A 15,593-nucleotide genomic window follows, 5' to 3' on the forward strand; every position below is an offset into this window, starting at 1 on the left:
ATCGGCGAACTCCTGCGCAGCTACACTCCCAGCGAATGCGCCAACTACTTCACCAACTCAGGATATGGACCAACATAAAATCATCACGCTCTAATGACAACAGAGCCTTTCAAAAGCCCCTCTGCTGGCGATCAGGCGCGCGTTTTCTGCTCTCCGATGTCCACGGCCAGCACGGCCGCTTCGCTTCGGGGCTCAAAAACACACGCCGGTCGCATCCCCTCACGACCGCTCTCGCTCAGCAGTGAGGCTTTTGAAACACCTTTTTAATGCCTGTGCGCCAGAGCCCCGTTATTTCCCGCGCACCAGTTCATAAAGCCCGATTGCCGCCGCGACAGATACATTCAGGCTCTCCATCGTCCCCGGCATATAAAGCCCGGCAATTTCATCGCAGCCTTCACGTGTCAGCCGCCGCAGGCCGTCGCCTTCCGAGCCAAGCACCAGCGCAGCCCTGCGCCCGCCCAGAGAGGCGCCGTCCAGCCGTCCGCCACCCGCATCAAGCCCGACCGTCCAGATGTCGTGTTGTTTGAGAGTGTCGATGCAGCGCGCCAGATTGACCACCCGCACCAGCGGAACAACCTCAAGCGCCCCTGACGCGGCTTTGGCGAGGGCGGCACCCTCATCAGGAGCATGCCGATCCTGCATCACCACACAGGCAGCTCCGAATGCTGCCGCAGATCTCAGAATGGCGCCGACATTGCGTGGGTCCGTGACCTGATCAAGAACAAGCACGGGGCCGGGCCGTTCCAGCGCGTCCTCCAGATCGAGCGCTTCCAGCGGCTCCACAAGAACAGCAACTCCCTGATGAACCGTGTCCGCACCAAGCAGGGCCGTGAAACGTGCCCGGTCAGCACGTTCTGTCGCGGAAGGCAGAGGCACGGAGAGGCGTCCTGCGAAATCCTCCTGCGCTTCGGCGGAGAGCAGAACCCGGTGGACCGTCCGGTGCGGATTCTCAAGCGCCGCCTGTGAGGCATGAACGCCCGCTACCCAGTAAGGCGCCGCGCCCCGCCCTGATGGCCGCCCATGCCGGCGCGGCTGACGGTGCGTCCCTTTGTCCGCCCCTGTGTGATCATCGCCTCCATGCCGGGGCCGATGCTCTTTCTGAGGGCGATTAGAGGGAGACGGACGAGGCTTTGGATGACGGGGCGTGTTCATGCGCCTGCTATACGACGGCACGAAAGTCTCGTCATCACGTCTGTCGCCGCCAGATGATCGTCCGGATACCGGCATTGCATCACATGGCGCCGTGAAGAGACGCGCCCGGTGTTGACATGGCCGTCTGAGCCCCTTAATTCCTCGTCGCGTCGGACAGGTGCCCGAGTGGCTAAAGGGGGCGGACTGTAAATCCGCTGGCGTACGCCTACGTTGGTTCGAATCCAACCCTGTCCACCATCTCCTCAGAAAATATGTCGTGAAATAATGTTCCGCCGCAGCAGGCAGTTTGTGCCTGATCACTGTCGGCGCAGTCTTTCATGAGCTTTGACGTCATCTCCGGCATCGCTATGAAGTCGTATGTCCGTCACCCCACCCGCGCTCGTCTGGTTCCGCGAAGACTTCCGTCTCGCTGATAACGCTGCCCTCGCTGATGCTGCACAAAGTGGCGGTCCGCTGATCTGTTTCGTCATTCTTGATGAGGCCCGCCTGCCTGGGGCAGCGGCCCGCTGGTGGCTTGACGGTGCCGTGCGCGCGCTTGATGCCCGACTGAAAGGCATGGGAGGCGCACTCCACGTATTTCGTGGCCCGTCGCAGAGCGTTTTGCGCCGGATCGTGGAGCAAACCAGTGCGCGATCCGTCTTCTGGAACCGCCGTTACGACCAGAAAGGTCGTGAGACAGACGCTGCCATCAAAGCGGAACTGAAAGACGCCGGAATCGTGGCGCACAGTCATGCCGGCGCTCTTCTGAACGAACCGTGGACAGTGCGCACCCGTTCCGGCACGCCATTTCAGGTTTTCACGGCTTTCTGGCGCGGCGTCCGGGATCTTGGTGAACCTCGTCCGCCTCTTCCGGAACCGAAGACAATGTCATTTGCCGGGCTGCCAGAGAGTCTTAAACGGGACTGTCTCAGACCGGATGAATATGCGCTGCGCCCGCAGCATCCTGACTGGGCCTCAGGCCTGCGTGACGCCTGGACGCCCGGCGAAGCAGAGGCGCATGATCTGCTCGACTCGTTTCTGGCCCACGACCTCACGGCTTACGCCACATCGCGTGATTTTCCAGGGCAGGACACAAGCTCACACCTGTCGCCGTATCTCCGCTCTGGCCATATTACGCCCGCCCAGGTCTGGCATGCCGTTGCCGACAGGACTGAAGCGGCCAGCGAAACGGATGCCGCGAAGTTCCTCGCGGAACTTGGCTGGCGCGAATTCGCCTGGTCACTGCTGTTTGCTCATGATGATCTGGCGACCCGTAATCTCCGGCCAGCTTTCGACGCCATGCCCTGGCGTCACGATCCCGAGGGCCTGAAAGCGTGGCAACAGGGCCTCACCGGCTATCCCCTGGTCGATGCCGGGATGCGGGAACTCTGGCAGACCGGCTGGATGCATAACCGTGTGCGGATGGTCGTCGCTTCGTTTCTCGTGAAACATCTGCTGATCGACTGGCGCGAGGGTGAACGCTGGTTCGCAGACACGCTCGTCGATTATGATCCGGCCAGCAACGCCATGAACTGGCAGTGGAATGCCGGCACGGGTGTCGAGTCAGCCCCGTTCTTCAGGGTCATGAATCCGATCCTGCAATCGCGGAAATTCGATCCGGACGGCACCTATATCCGCCGCTGGGTTCCGGAACTGGTCCGTCTGCCAGATTCCGTGATCCATACCCCCTGGGAGGCTGATCCGGACTTGCTGCGTCATGCGGGTATTGCCCCCGGGCAAACTTATCCCGCCCCGATTGTCGATCATCGCGAGGCCCGGGAGCGGGCGCTCGCCGCGTGGCGCGGACTGAAAGCGGACTGACTGGCTGCTTCTGTCAGGCGTCCTTTGTGGAAACACATCGTTTCCGCCATTTCGATTTCAATCAGTCTCTCCTGAGCGCAACTCTTCGGCACACCCATTCTCCGGAAAACTGAGCGGGGAAGAACAGGAGAAGAACAATGATCGAAGTCAGACCCTTTGCCGGACTCGGTGCCGCCCGCCACGGCTGGCTGGACGCGCATCACCATTTTTCTTTCGCGGGTTATCATGATCCCGCCAGGATGCACTGGGGTGCGCTCCGGGTGTGGAACGATGACACCATCGACGCGAACACAGGCTTTCCGCCGCATCCGCATCGCGACATGGAAATCATCACCTATGTTCGCAGCGGCGCGATCACGCATGAGGACAGTCTTGGCAATAAAGGCCGGACCGGTGCAGGCGACGTACAGGTGATGTCCGCCGGTTCCGGTATCACACATGCGGAATATAACCGTGAGGCTGAACCGACCACGCTGTTCCAGATCTGGATCATGCCGGATGCCCGTGGTCACGCTCCGCGCTGGGGAGCCAGACCTTTCCCGAAGACCGATCGGTCCGGCCAGTTCGTGCCGCTTGCTTCCGGTCGGGAAGGGGATGGCGACGCGCTGTGGATCGGGGCAGATGCCCGCGTCCTTGGCGCAACGGTGAAAGCGGGTGAAAGCGTAACCTGGGCGACATCGAAAGATCGCTATCTCTACCTCGTTCCGGCGCAGGGAACGGTCATCGTCAATGGTGTGAAAGCCAGCGCACGGGATGGTGTGGCGATTCATGATGAAGATTACATCACCGTCGAAGCATGCGAGGACGCCGAACTCGTTCTTGTCGATAGCGCCGCGTGATGTCCCGGGCCCTGCGGGGGGCTTAGCCCCCGCATCCCGATCTTCTCATGAGAGCGACGGACTGAGTATTTTCCGACAAGCAGGCAATCCGGGCCACCCGGCCTCTTGCGGCGCAGCGTGACGCGGGATACCGCAACCCGTTTAGTCTCGCAGGAGGGCATCCCATGTTTCTGACACCCGGCAGCATGCGGGCTGCCGCCGCCGCGCTCACCCTGGCCACCGTTGGCCCGGTCGCCGCGAACGCTGCCCCTCAGGTCGAGTTCCAGCGTCTGACATGGACGGAAATTCAGAGCGCCATCCACTCCGGTTACGACACGATCATCGTCCCCATTGGCGGCACCGAGCAGAGCGGGCCCTACATAGCGGTCGGTAAACACAATGTCCGCGCCCAGGCGCTCGCCGATCAGATTGCCCGTAATCTTGGCAATGCGCTTGTCGCCCCGGTGATCGCTTATGTCCCTGAAGGGGGCACGTCCCCGCGCACCTCCCACATGCGCTTTCCTGGCACGATCTCCGTCACACCTGCTGTATTTTCCGGCCTCCTGCACTCTGCCGCCGAGAGTTTTCGCGTACAGGGCTTTAGTCTCATCGCCTTTATCGGCGATCACGGCGGATATCGCGCCGAAATGTGTAAGGTCGCGGCGGAAATCGACCATTCATGGTCGCATACGGGTGCCCGTGCTGCCTGTATTGACGATTATTATACTGTCATCAGCGGTGCCTACGATCAGGCGCTCCGTTCCCGCGGGCTGGCAACTGATGTCGGCACTCATGCTGAACTGAGCGACACCTCACTGATGCTCGCTGTTGATCCGTCCATGGTCCGTACCGATGCACTTCGCGCAGCGCCGAAACCCACGACAGCGGATGGTGTCTATGGCGGAGATCCACGCCCTTCGACGGCGGAACTCGGCCGGACCGGCGTGGAAATGCAGGTGAAGGCCGCAGTGGCGGAGATCAGAACGCTACAGGAAACAACACGGTCATCGGGTGGTCATTCAAACCGCCAGCCGTGATTCTCAGTCCTTCACCTTGAACCGTCTGGACGCGTCAAGGAACGCGTGGTTCGCATCCAGCTCATGCGAGACAACGATCAGATAAGTGATGGCCCGCGTCAGTTCGATGCGTGTCGAGATATTGGCTTCCCGTGCCTCGATCCGCCGTAACAGCGCCGTGGCCCGCCGGGCCGTGCTCGATGCCCGCCCATACTGCCCGGTGAACTGGCTCATGCGCGACATGGTGATTTCCAGCGCCTGGCGGGCCTGATGCGGGACCTGGTTGCGCTTCAGCAGCGTGCGAAGCCTGATGATGTTCAGCCCGATAGTCATCGCAGCCAGGGTGCCCTGCAGATAGCCCTCAATGGTGGGTGAGGGCGTAGGGCCGGCATGGCGGATCACCCGCGCAAAGCGGTCGATGTTGCGGCCCGTCCAGTCCTGCGTGAGCGGGATCGGCTCGGCTGAGGCCAGGGTGCGGAGATCCTGAAGCATCGTCCGGCGCATCCGCCAGCGCTCGGAAGACGCATCGAACGGCAGCACAAGGCGGAAAATCATCACGGCGAAAGCAACGCCGAGAACAACGGCGCTCGTCGAGTTGAGCCACTCGATCTCGTTCCAGCGTCCCTGATTCCAGGTATGCACAAAGTTCGGCAAAAGCAGTGTGTAAGCAGCGGCATGCAGCGCTGTCGCCGAATTGCGGGCAGCCAGACCACCTGCAATCATCGGTATGGCCAGAGCGGCAATGAGTTCCTCATAAACCGTAAGCTGCGGCACAATGAGAAACACCATAAAGAACGACACAAAGGCGGCCCAGAGGCTGCCTTTCAGAAAGTTTGTCGTCGCCAGAACCGGGTTTTCACGTGTCGCGAACAGACCGCAGACAACGCCCACAAAGGTGATGAAACCGAGCCCTGACGGCCATGCGGTAATTTCCCACACCAGCCCCGCCGTTGTCATCGCAAGGGTAGCACGCACACCGTTATAGGCCGCCTCGCGCCAGTCCCGATGAGACTGTAGCCGGAAGCGGAAATGGTCGCCCTTAATCTCGTGATGGCTGGCATCGAACTCAGCAAGAGCCCCGTCAAGTTCACCCAGCAGTTCGTCAAGCGCGTTATGCAGAATGCGCTCATCAAGCAGCGCCGTGACCTTGTCGTCAGTGGACGGGAGATTAAGCGAGATCTCCTGGGTCAGGGCATCAACGATCTGCTGACGGCATTCAGCGCGCAATCGCGAGAGGTCGTGCCGCAGGACGACAATCTCTTCGTCGGTTGCCAGACGCGTGGGAAGCGTCAGCAGAAAGGTGCGTGTCATCCCCGCCGTATTCTCGAAAGCCGGCTGGGCATGTTCAAGCGATTGCAGCCGCACCGCCATACCCAGACCGCGGGAGAGCAGGACGGATACGGCAGCCAGCGCAGCACGCGCATGATCGCCTTCGTGTCCGTGTGGCCCCATCTCCACTTCGCTGAATTCGATCTGGTCGTTGATCGACAGAAGCGGCCCGAACAGAGCGCGGGAACGGACCAGCGCCGCCTGCTTGCCTTCGAGCAGAGCGGCAATTGCCTCCGAGACACTGGACAAAGCAGTGCCGAGCTTATGCCGGATGTTGCGCCGGGCCGTTTCGGCAAGATTATGAGCGAACAGGCCCGCCAGCAGCGCCTCGCAGGTAATCCCGAGCACGATATACGTTGCACGCGACATTGCGATCATGAACACATTGTCAGGATTGTTGACCGAACCCAGCGCGATGATGGCGGAGGTATAGCCTGCCAGAACAAGGGCATAGGAACGGAAATTGTGCACAAGCGTGGCGCACATGCAGCAGAAACCCACCCAAAGGCCGAGTGCGGGGAAAAACAGCCAGGGTTTCTGAGGGAAAGCCGAAACCAGCGCGATTGATGAGACCACACCCAGCACAGTGCCCACCAGACGCCAGCGGGATTTCGACATGCTTTCGCCGCGGGAGCCCTGAGCCACGATCCAGACGGTCATCGCCGCCCATTGCGGATCGTCCAGTTCCATCCACATGGCGATGACCAGCGCCAGAAGGGCTGCGGTCGTGGTGCGAACCGCAAATCCGAGAGCCGCCGGAGTCGGCGCGAAGAGCCACCGCAGAGCATCATTCCGCGATTCGCCTGGTCGCCTGACGGGCTGCAGGTGACGCAGAAAAGAGAGGCGCTTGATCAGAAAGAGGGGAATTCCGGGAAGCGCGGGCACAATCTGCCTGGATCAGAAGGTGAGAATATGAAATTACGGATAGCTGATGTTTGGACGCCGTGCGTGGGGGATAGCCGCATAACAGCCATCCTTTAGCCTGAACGCGACGCACATATCCTTACCGGCAGCGCTTCTGAAACGTTTTTGGGACGAGGATGTTGCCCGGCCCGGAAAATCAGGGCCGGAGCGTCGCGGAGCACAGTATAACGCTCCGGTCGCAAAGCGTCCTGAAATGCGTTAACGTCCCATTCAGGCAGCGCCCATTACATGCCGGAATACGCGAAACAACGGGCCAGAGGACACAGTCATGAGCATATTGGGCAATCTGGTCGATAAGATCGGTTCCTCTCTCGGTATCGATCTGCACGCCAAAATGAATGAGCAGCTTCAGTCCCTGCTTGATCCGGCCACCATTCAGCAGATCGTCGCCAAAGCCGACGATGCCGGCCTCGGTGACAAGGTCCGCTCGTGGATCGGGAAGGGCGACAACCTCCCGGTTTCTCCGGATGAGATCAAACAGATCCTTGGTAATTCAGAAGTCCAGAATCTCGTGGCGCGGACTGGTCTGCCCGCGGACTCGCTGCTTCCCGCGCTGGCGCATTTCCTGCCTGATGCGGTTGATAAAAAGACACCGGAAGGCACAGCCTGAGAGTTTTCGCCCTGAAAGCTTTCACCGGACGGTCGCGCAGTTCTGACAGGAAAGGCGTGACCAGGGCTGAAGGTCACATGATAACGTTATGACTCTTTCCGATATTATTACCCGGTTCGATCTCTGGCTGCTCGACCGGGTTTTTCAGCCTGTCGCGGATCGCCTGCCGGAACGGCTCCCTGCTTATGAAGCCGGAATGAGTCTGCTGCTCGGTTCCCTGCTTTTGCTGGCAACCTCAATCGCCGCCATGGTTGTTCTGCTGGGCGAAAACCCGCTGAATGCTATTTATGACGTGCTGATCTGGGGCATGTGGGTGGCGTTCTATCTCGGCGTCAATCGCATGCGTGTGCTCGTGCGACCAGGCTTCATGAATCCGCTCCGGACCATGTTTCTTGGTTTTCGTCCGATTTCTTTTGCGTTCCTGCTCTATGCCATCTGGCAGAGCACGTCCCTGCCGCCCCCGATCAATCTGGGTTTGTGGTTCAATGCTCTGGCTGACGCGGCATTCGTCTGTGGAGTTTATCTGATTTCCTGTGAACAGACGCCGCCAAAAAAGAAGCAGGTGAACTGGAAGCGCGAATTCGGCAGTGTGCCGGATCAGGGCTGAGGGAAAAACCGTTCCGCTGGCTGAATAGCAGCCTGAAACTTAACGGATCAGGCCGGACGATCCAGTATGTCCCGCGCCTGTCCCGCATCCAGAGCGATCTGAGCCTTCAGCGCGTCCAGTCCATCAAACCGCTTTTCCGGTCGCAGCAGCACGTGGAGCGCAACAGAGAGCGTCTGTCCGTAAAGATCGCCGTCAAAGTCGAAAAGATTGACTTCAAGCCGGCTTTCCCGGCCATCATTGATCGTCGGTCTGCGACCGATATTGGCCACGCCGCGATGGGTCCGGCCGTTTTCCAGCCGGACTGTCGCGGCATAAACGCCACGGGCCGGCTCCAGATGTCGTCCCAGCGGCACATTCGCAGTCGGAAAGCCCAGCAGACGACCGCGTTTATCGCCATGCTGAACAACGCCCCGGATGGACCACAACCGCCCGAGTTCCTGTGCCGCCCGTTCCGGATATCCATCCTGCAGCAGGCGCCGGATACGGGTCGATGAGTAAGGGCCGTTCGCGTCCGTAAAGGCCGGCACGAGGGTGAACCCCATCCCCAGTTCACAGGCCCGCTCAGCCAGAAACTCCGTATTGCCACCCCGGCGATGGCCAAATGCAAAATCATGACCGCAGGCGATGTGCCGCAATCCGAGAGCATCATGAAGCACGTCACTGACAAACTGTTCGGCGCTCATTTGCGAAAAGGCTTCATCAAAGCGGATCTGAAACACATCCCGCACGCCAAGCGCCGCAAGTGCTGAAAAGCGCTCCTCAGCAAGGGTCAGCCGAAATGGCGGATCCTGCGGACGGAACAGTTCCCTGGGATGGGGTTCAAATGTCACGACCGCCAGCGGTTCGTCCGGTCGCGCCTGATGCAGTGTACGCACCAGATGGGCATGACCGAGATGCACGCCGTCAAAGTTGCCCAGCGCTGCGACAGCACCCCGTGCATGCGCCGGAATGGCGCGCCAGTCTGTATAGAGTTTCGCGCTCATGATCCGGTGACAGCGGGGTCCGGCAGTGCAAACAGGGTCGCCACATCCGTCATATTGTGAGCAACCGGATGGACATCGCCTGGCACGGTCCCGTCTTCGGCCCGCACCATCTGGCAGGTCAGCAACCCGGCGGCGTCCGCTGCGTCCAGCTCGGCAATGACATCCGAGACAAACAGCACCGTTCCCGGCTTCCAGCCCTGTGTCGCCAGAATGTTCCGGTAACTGCCTGCCTCTTTCTTGCCGCCCATTTCCAGGTCAAGAAAAGCGGAAAACAGTGACGTCAGATCACCACTGGTCGTGTGTCCGTAGATCAGCCGCTGCGCGGCAGCTGAACCGGAGGAATAAACGGCAAGCATGAAACCTGCCTGCTTCCAGTCCCTCAGAGCCGCCGGAACGTCCGGGAATACTGTCGCCATCAGCGTGCCCTCAGCATAACCTTCCGCCCAGGCCAGCCCCTGCAATGCTTTCAGGGGCGCAACCTTCGCATCCGCGTCCATCCACGCCATCAGCTGGTGGATCGGCTCGACTCCGGGTGCCAGACGCCGTGTCTCAGCGAGAGCTTCCTGTACGACCGGATCATTTGCCCGTCGCTCAATAAGACCGGGCAGGGCCTTCCGGGCGTAGGGAAACAGGACCTTGTGGACAAAGGAGACGGGCGTTGTCGTGCCTTCGATATCCAGCAGAATCACTTTCGGCGGTGCTGCGACAACGGCTTTCATGCTGCGCGCGCCGGAAAACGGTTGGCGATATCGTCGCCGGTGTAATCCGCGATCCATCCGTCACGATTGGTGAAGATCCGGAGCGCGACCACATCGGGCGTTTCACCGGCATCGAACCAGTGCGGTGTTCCGGCCGGAACTGAAATCAGGTCGCGTTGCGTGCAGCCAATATCGTAGACCCTCCCATTCAGATGGAGCACGAAATGACCGCCGCCATGCACGAAAAAGCGGACCTCGTCCTCCGTATGAATATGCTCCGAGAGGAATTTCTTCCGTAACGCCTCACGACCGGGCGTATTCACATCAATACGAATCACATCGGCGGAGCCTGCGCCGGTCTCGCCCATCAGTTTATCGAGCCAGGGACGGTATCGCGTCAGCACGGCGGTTTCATCCGCATCGCGTGGCGGCGTTTCCGCACCATCCCAGCGCTCGAACCGGACCCCGATCGTCTTCAGGCGCGCCGCAATCGCCGCCGGATCGTCCGTGGCGAATTCAGGTTGCTCAGGACTGGCATCATTGAAAATAACAAGACTGCTCACGTCACGTCTCTCACAGGAATGGCAGAGAGGAGTTTGCGCCGCTCAAGTTCGCAGGAAAGCAGAAACTCCAGTCCCTCAAGCCGGGCAAGCGCAATGGCCATATCCGGTCCCCAGACATAAACACCGTGACCACGAATAATATAGCCAGCCTTCGTTTCGTCCAGATACAGCGCCACACTCCGCGATAGTCGCGGGATGTTCTGGTCGTTGGCGAACATCGGCACGGCAAGTCGCGTCGCATGAGTCGTCTGCCCTTCAAACACCTTGAGCACTTCGTAGTTTTCAAGATGAAGAGCCGCGTCATCAGACGTCATGGACAGCACGGTCGAGGCAACAGAATGACCGTGCAGCACTGCACCGGCGTCCGGGAAATGTCCGTAAATCTGGCAATGAAGGAGCGTTTCAGCACTGGGCCGGTCTCCCTCATGAAGCGGTTGGCCATTAAGGTTCACCTCAATGACGCTATCCGTCGTCAGGAATCCCTTATGACCGCCGGAGCGCGTGACCGCGATCCGGCCATCAGCAAGACGGACACTCAGATTGCCGGCCGTTGCCGGAACCCACCCGCGTTCATCCATCCGCCGTCCGGCCCTGACGATCGAGGCCGCAGCCTTGTCCCACGCGACATCTTCCGTGGCGGGAAGGGGAACGCCCTCCCGTCTGGCAATCCCCGGGTCAGCGGTCATAGAGGTTGTCTCCGGCGATCAGGAGGAGTGCGTGCTGCCGGGAGCCCGGCTCGCGGTCGTGTCCGTCGTAAAAGTCGTGCCTGCCGGTGGTGGGGGCTGAATACGACCATCAGGCTTCACGCTCTGTTCCATGGATTCGTCGTCTTCAAGATTCTTCTTGAACGATTTGATGCCTTTGGCGAAATCGCCCATCAGCCCGCTGATCTTTCCGCCGCCGCCAAAAACGACCACCACGACGGCCAGCACGATCAGCCAGTGCCAGATGCTCAAGCTACCCATTGCCTCGACTCCTGGTTGTGTCCATCGCGCCCGCTGGTTTCGGCCAGACGCGCATCTGATGTTTCATGATGAACTCACATGGGAGATGGCTGCCTCGCGGCCATCATGCAAGCGTTCTGTGCGCGCTATTACACCTCAACGCTTCACAAGGCCATTGGTCGTGATTTTGTCGCGACGCGGAGGTCTCAGGAAATCCAGCCCGGATGCGACGCCGGGAGGATGAATCCGTAAGTCGAATACACCGTGCGTCCCATCGTTCCTGTCGGGGACCACCAGACCCGCACGCGCGTCCAGTCATTTCCCGCTGAGACATCGACCACCGGTACCGCGTGATCGATGCGCCCGGGATTCCAGTTCGCCTGATCGACAAGAATGGCGCGTGATCCCCGGACGGACCGAACCACCGAGACATGTCCGTCCGGCAACCGGGACGTGGCGCGGAAAACCAGCACGGAGCCGGGCTCCGGCAAAGAGGCCCGCGGATATTCGCCGCGCGCGTTCGCCCACCATGAAGCTGCCTGCCCTCTGAGGGCGATGGAGGAGTGTTCGCGTGCCCATGGAGCGCATTGCAAACGCCCGTGCCAGCTTCGTCCTGTGCCGCCACCGTCAGCGCAGGCTGTCATCAGAAGCGGCAGACTCACTGTCGTCAGGCAGTGAAAGGTGGTCCGCAAGGCGCGAAACAGGACACTTATCTCCCTCACAGGGCATCCTTTAGCGTGATGATCCTTTCCTCGGCCTCGTCCCGATCCATGGCGAGTGCCCGGAAAGCAATCTCACGCGTGAAACCGGCGCGCGCGAAAGCCGCCAGAATGCGCGACTCGTCTTTCTGTAAAGTTTCTCCGGTGCTGAAAGGGCCTGCCCGTCGCTTGCGGGCAAAAACCAGAGCCGCGCCCAGTTCCGAGTCCCGGGCGCGCTCATCATCGCCGAGTGTCTCATCCAGCACGTCGCCGACGGTCGATGGTGCAATCCCTTTTGCCGCAAGCCGAGCCTCAACCGAGCGCCGGGACTGACCGGAACGGGTCAGTCGCGCGGCACGGGCACGAGCGAAGGACGAGTCGTCGACGGCACCCAGTTCCACCATGGTGCGCGCAACCACAGTGGCCAGCGGCATCAGCCGTGCTGTTATGTCGGCGATTTCATCGGAAGCGAGACCGTCTTCAGCCGCACGACGTCCCCAGCGCCCGATTCGTCTTTCGAGCACCTGTGTCAGCCCCTGCTCAGTTGTGGCAAATCGTGCCAGATGAGCCAGCGCGGCCTCGCGGAGCGCTGCCTGATCGGGAGGCGGTCCAGCCGGACGGGGAAGGCGGGGTGTTCGTGTAGCCATGATCGGATTCCATTAACATGGAGCATCGTTCTGTGTCACAGCCACGTTCGTTTTCAGCCTCGCGCCGACCCTCGTGTGACCGTGTCCGGACACGGTCGTGATCGCATCCCGCTCTTGACGCGATCTGGTATGCAGCGTATGGGCGCCCCTCCTACGGAACGCGGGAGACTTGCTGGCGTGCGTGATATGCGTGCCAGCGTCGATCGAACCGCGGTTCGGGCATAACACTAAGGAGTCCCGGATATGGCCAAAAAAATCGTTGGCTACATCAAGCTGCAGATTCCCGCAGGCAAGGCAAACCCTTCGCCGCCGGTCGGTCCCGCTCTCGGTCAGCGCGGTCTGAACATCATGCAGTTCTGTAAAGAATTCAACGCGAAGACGCAGGGCATGGAGCCCGGAATGCCGATTCCGGTTGTCATCACCGCCTTCGCTGATCGTACGTTCAGCTTCATCACCAAGACCCCGCCGAATACCTACTTCCTGCTCAAGGCCGCCAAAATTTCCAAAGGCAGCCAGACGGTCGGTAAGTCTGCGGCTGTTGGTAAGGTGACGATGACGCAGCTGCGTGAGATTGCCGAAGAAAAGAACAAAGACATGAACGCCAACGACCTGGACGGCGCCGTCCGGATGCTGGCTGGTTCAGCCCGCTCGATGGGTCTTCAGGTTGTGGAGGGCTGAGGTCATGGCAAAGAACAAGCGTCTGGCAACTGCCCGCGCAGCAGTCGACATCACGAAGGCTTACGGTCTTGATGAGGCTATCAGCCTTGTGAAGAACAACGCGAAAGCGAAGTTCGACGAGACGGTCGAAATCTCGATGAATCTCGGTATCGACCCGCGTCACGCGGATCAGATGGTCCGTGGTCTGCTTTCCCTGCCGAACGGCACGGGCAAGACTCTGCGCGTTGCCGTGTTTGCCCGTGGCCCGAAGGCTGAGGAAGCACAGGCGGCCGGTGCCGATATCGTCGGTGCGGAAGACCTGATGGAGAAGGTGCAGGCTGGCGAAATCAATTTCGACCGCTGCATCGCGACGCCGGACATGATGGGCCTCGTCGGCCGTCTCGGTAAGGTGCTTGGTCCGCGTGGCCTGATGCCGAACCCGAAGCTAGGCACAGTGACGATGGATGTTAAGGGCGCCGTCACGGCAGCTAAATCCGGTCAGGTTGAATATCGCGCCGAAAAGGCCGGTATCGTCCATGCCGGTATCGGCAAGGCCTCTTTCGATGCTGAAAAGCTTGCCGAGAATATTCGCGCGTTCGTGGATGCGGTCCAGAAGGCTCGTCCGACGGGTGCGAAGGGCACGTATCTGAAGAAGATCGCGCTGTCCTCCACCATGGGTCCGGGCGTGCGGGTCGATCTGTCCGGCTTCGCGGCCTGACGCGATAAAGATGATCCCGGGTGACGTAAGTCGCCCGGTTTCCAGGGTGATACGTTCGCGTGTCATCTGATCCTGTCCAAGACCGGGCGTGGCTGATGCCTTAATCTCTGTTTCGGGTAACCGCGGCAGATACGACCGGGAGACGAGGATGCTGGTTATGCAGGTTTCATCGCCTGCGTCTCCGTGTGTTCCGTAACAAAGGACAGGCGAACCGGATCAGCAGCCTTTCCGGCTGATGGTCTTTGGGCAACCCGGCTGACCCGCATTGCGCGGGGAAGCCCAGACGGAGACGGGAAGTGAACCGTACGGAGAAGCGCGAATTTGTCGCGTCGCTCGCCGCCGTATTCGCCGAGACGTCCATGGTGGTTGTTACCCGTAATGACGGGCTGACAGTCGCTGAAGTGACGGATCTGCGACGTAAGGTGCGCGCTGCGGGAGCGACATATAAAGTCGCGAAGAACCGGCTGGCCACTCTCGCCCTGGACGGGACCCGGTTCGACGGCATTGCACCTCTGCTGAAGGGTCCGACCGCGCTCGCGTGGTCGCAGGATCCTGTGGCGGTGGCAAAAGCAGTCGTCGAGTTCGCCAAGACCAATGACAAGCTGGTTCTGCTTGGTGGAGCCCTCGGTACTCAGACGCTCAATGTCGAAGGTATCAAGGCTCTCGCAGAACTGCCGTCTCTGGATGCACTCCGCGCGCAGCTGGTGGGGCTTATCTCCACACCGGCCACGCGTATCGCGGGTGTTCTTCAGGCGCCGGCAGGTCAGCTTGCACGGGTCTTCGGGGCCTATGCCAAAACGGGCGAGGCGGACGCAGCCTGATGCGTGTCCCTGTCACGGGGACAAGAAAATTCGCATGGCCCGGGGAATCGGGTTGTGCATTGGTAACCAGTATCTATATTAGGAAGACCATATCATGGCCGATCTGAACAAGCTTGTTGACGAGCTGTCCGCTCTTACGGTCCTTGAGGCTGCTGAGCTGTCAAAGCTTCTTGAAGAAAAGTGGGGCGTTTCCGCTGCTGCTCCTGTTGCTGCCGCCGCCGGTCCGGCTGCTGCGGCCGCTGCGCCTGCTGAAGAGCAGACGGAGTTCACCGTTATCCTTGCCAAGGCTGGCGACAAGAAGATCAACGTCATTAAGGAAATCCGCACCATCACCGGTCTGGGCCTGAAAGAGGCGAAAGATCTGGTTGAGGGCGCGCCTAAGACCGTCAAGGAAGGCGTCAGCAAGGACGAAGCTGAGAAGATCAAGAAGACACTCGAAGACAACGGTGCATCTGTTGAAGTTAAATAACGACGGTACTCTCATGGCGGGGCGTTTACCGCTCCGGCATGTTTTTTAAAGTCGGTTTTCGGGCGGAGGCTGTTCTGGTCTCCGCCTGTTCGTCTGTGGCGGGTCCGGGTTCAGGGTCGCCGCAGTGGACGATTTGAGG

The 15,593-nt window shown here is 60.3% G+C and carries 18 protein-coding genes and 1 tRNA gene; 10 read left to right on the top strand and 9 right to left on the bottom strand.

The features are described from left to right. Positions 1-288: 288 nt before the first annotated feature. Positions 289-1,152, bottom strand: a complete 864-nt coding sequence (gene rlmB / locus GOB85_RS12095) for a 23S rRNA (guanosine(2251)-2'-O)-methyltransferase RlmB (protein ID WP_173577750.1) — start codon at positions 1,150-1,152, stop codon at positions 289-291. A 151-nt stretch (positions 1,153-1,303) separates the two neighbouring features. On the opposite strand from rlmB, the gene GOB85_RS12100 reads away from it, so the two are divergent. From GOB85_RS12100 to GOB85_RS12115, 4 genes are all read left to right on the top strand, one after another. Beyond that, positions 1,304-1,389: transfer RNA gene (locus GOB85_RS12100), tRNA-Tyr, on the top strand. Between the two features lie 120 nt (positions 1,390-1,509). Beyond that, a complete protein-coding gene (locus GOB85_RS12105; protein WP_173577751.1) occupies positions 1,510-2,952 on the top strand; it encodes a cryptochrome/photolyase family protein in 1,443 nt (480 codons plus the stop codon). Between the two features lie 137 nt (positions 2,953-3,089). Then, on the top strand, positions 3,090-3,791 hold the full coding sequence (locus GOB85_RS12110; protein WP_173577752.1) for a pirin family protein: 702 nt from the start codon (positions 3,090-3,092) through the stop codon (positions 3,789-3,791). 164 nt (positions 3,792-3,955) lie between these two features. Further along, a complete protein-coding gene (locus GOB85_RS12115; RefSeq protein WP_408737071.1) occupies positions 3,956-4,807 on the top strand; it encodes a creatininase family protein in 852 nt (283 codons plus the stop codon). A gap of 3 nt (positions 4,808-4,810) precedes the next feature. On the opposite strand, the gene GOB85_RS12120 is transcribed toward GOB85_RS12115, so the two are convergent. Continuing rightward, the gene (locus GOB85_RS12120; protein WP_173577753.1) at positions 4,811-7,000 is read right to left on the bottom strand and encodes an FUSC family protein; all 2,190 of its coding nucleotides are present in this window, start codon (positions 6,998-7,000) and stop codon (positions 4,811-4,813) included. Positions 7,001-7,307: 307 nt separating this feature from the next. Here GOB85_RS12120 and GOB85_RS12125 point away from each other — a divergent pair, with 307 nt between their 5' ends. Then, positions 7,308-7,649 carry a YidB family protein gene (locus GOB85_RS12125; RefSeq protein WP_173577754.1) on the top strand — a complete coding sequence of 114 codons (342 nt, stop codon included), beginning with the start codon at positions 7,308-7,310 and terminating at the stop codon, positions 7,647-7,649. Between the two features lie 88 nt (positions 7,650-7,737). Beyond that, the gene (locus tag GOB85_RS12130; protein ID WP_173577755.1) at positions 7,738-8,256 is read left to right on the top strand and encodes a hypothetical protein; all 519 of its coding nucleotides are present in this window, start codon (positions 7,738-7,740) and stop codon (positions 8,254-8,256) included. A gap of 47 nt (positions 8,257-8,303) precedes the next feature. Here GOB85_RS12130 and GOB85_RS12135 read toward each other — a convergent pair whose 3' ends face one another. The 7 genes from GOB85_RS12135 to GOB85_RS12165 all read right to left on the bottom strand — a co-directional run bounded on the left by GOB85_RS12135 (position 8,304) and on the right by GOB85_RS12165 (position 12,789). Further along, a complete protein-coding gene (locus GOB85_RS12135) occupies positions 8,304-9,239 on the bottom strand; it encodes a bifunctional riboflavin kinase/FAD synthetase (protein WP_173577756.1) in 936 nt (311 codons plus the stop codon). After that, complete coding sequence (mtnC, locus tag GOB85_RS12140) at positions 9,236-9,958, bottom strand: acireductone synthase (protein WP_173577757.1); 723 nt, start codon at positions 9,956-9,958, stop codon at positions 9,236-9,238. Before mtnC ends, GOB85_RS12135 begins: the two co-directional genes overlap by 4 nt. Then, on the bottom strand, positions 9,955-10,500 hold the full coding sequence (locus GOB85_RS12145; RefSeq protein ID WP_173577758.1) for an acireductone dioxygenase: 546 nt from the start codon (positions 10,498-10,500) through the stop codon (positions 9,955-9,957). The genes mtnC and GOB85_RS12145 overlap by 4 nt, the downstream gene beginning before the upstream one ends. Further along, a complete protein-coding gene (locus GOB85_RS12150; RefSeq protein ID WP_173577759.1) occupies positions 10,497-11,186 on the bottom strand; it encodes a methylthioribulose 1-phosphate dehydratase in 690 nt (229 codons plus the stop codon). Before GOB85_RS12150 ends, GOB85_RS12145 begins: the two co-directional genes overlap by 4 nt. Positions 11,187-11,204: 18 nt before the next feature. Continuing rightward, positions 11,205-11,465, bottom strand: a complete 261-nt coding sequence (locus GOB85_RS12155; protein WP_173577760.1) for a twin-arginine translocase TatA/TatE family subunit — start codon at positions 11,463-11,465, stop codon at positions 11,205-11,207. Positions 11,466-11,650: 185 nt separating this feature from the next. Then, positions 11,651-12,088 carry a CHAP domain-containing protein gene (locus tag GOB85_RS12160; protein WP_173577804.1) on the bottom strand — a complete coding sequence of 146 codons (438 nt, stop codon included), beginning with the start codon at positions 12,086-12,088 and terminating at the stop codon, positions 11,651-11,653. Between the two features lie 74 nt (positions 12,089-12,162). Next, positions 12,163-12,789 carry a regulatory protein RecX gene (locus GOB85_RS12165; protein ID WP_173577761.1) on the bottom strand — a complete coding sequence of 209 codons (627 nt, stop codon included), beginning with the start codon at positions 12,787-12,789 and terminating at the stop codon, positions 12,163-12,165. 243 nt (positions 12,790-13,032) lie between these two features. Between GOB85_RS12165 and rplK the strand changes: the two genes are divergently transcribed. The 4 genes from rplK (at position 13,033) to rplL (ending at position 15,454) form a co-directional block, all read left to right on the top strand. Then, on the top strand, positions 13,033-13,467 hold the full coding sequence (gene rplK / locus GOB85_RS12170) for a 50S ribosomal protein L11 (RefSeq protein WP_173577762.1): 435 nt from the start codon (positions 13,033-13,035) through the stop codon (positions 13,465-13,467). A gap of 4 nt (positions 13,468-13,471) precedes the next feature. After that, entirely contained in the window at positions 13,472-14,164 is a 693-nt protein-coding gene (gene rplA, locus GOB85_RS12175; RefSeq protein ID WP_173577763.1) for a 50S ribosomal protein L1, read from the top strand. Positions 14,165-14,460: 296 nt separating this feature from the next. Next, on the top strand, positions 14,461-14,985 hold the full coding sequence (rplJ, locus tag GOB85_RS12180; protein ID WP_173577764.1) for a 50S ribosomal protein L10: 525 nt from the start codon (positions 14,461-14,463) through the stop codon (positions 14,983-14,985). A gap of 94 nt (positions 14,986-15,079) precedes the next feature. After that, positions 15,080-15,454 carry a 50S ribosomal protein L7/L12 gene (gene rplL, locus GOB85_RS12185; RefSeq protein WP_173577765.1) on the top strand — a complete coding sequence of 125 codons (375 nt, stop codon included), beginning with the start codon at positions 15,080-15,082 and terminating at the stop codon, positions 15,452-15,454. Positions 15,455-15,593 lie beyond the last annotated feature (139 nt).

It is taken from the genome of Acetobacter fallax (genome assembly GCF_011516735.1).
In the GTDB taxonomy this organism is placed as follows: Bacteria; Pseudomonadota; Alphaproteobacteria; order Acetobacterales; family Acetobacteraceae; genus Acetobacter; species Acetobacter fallax.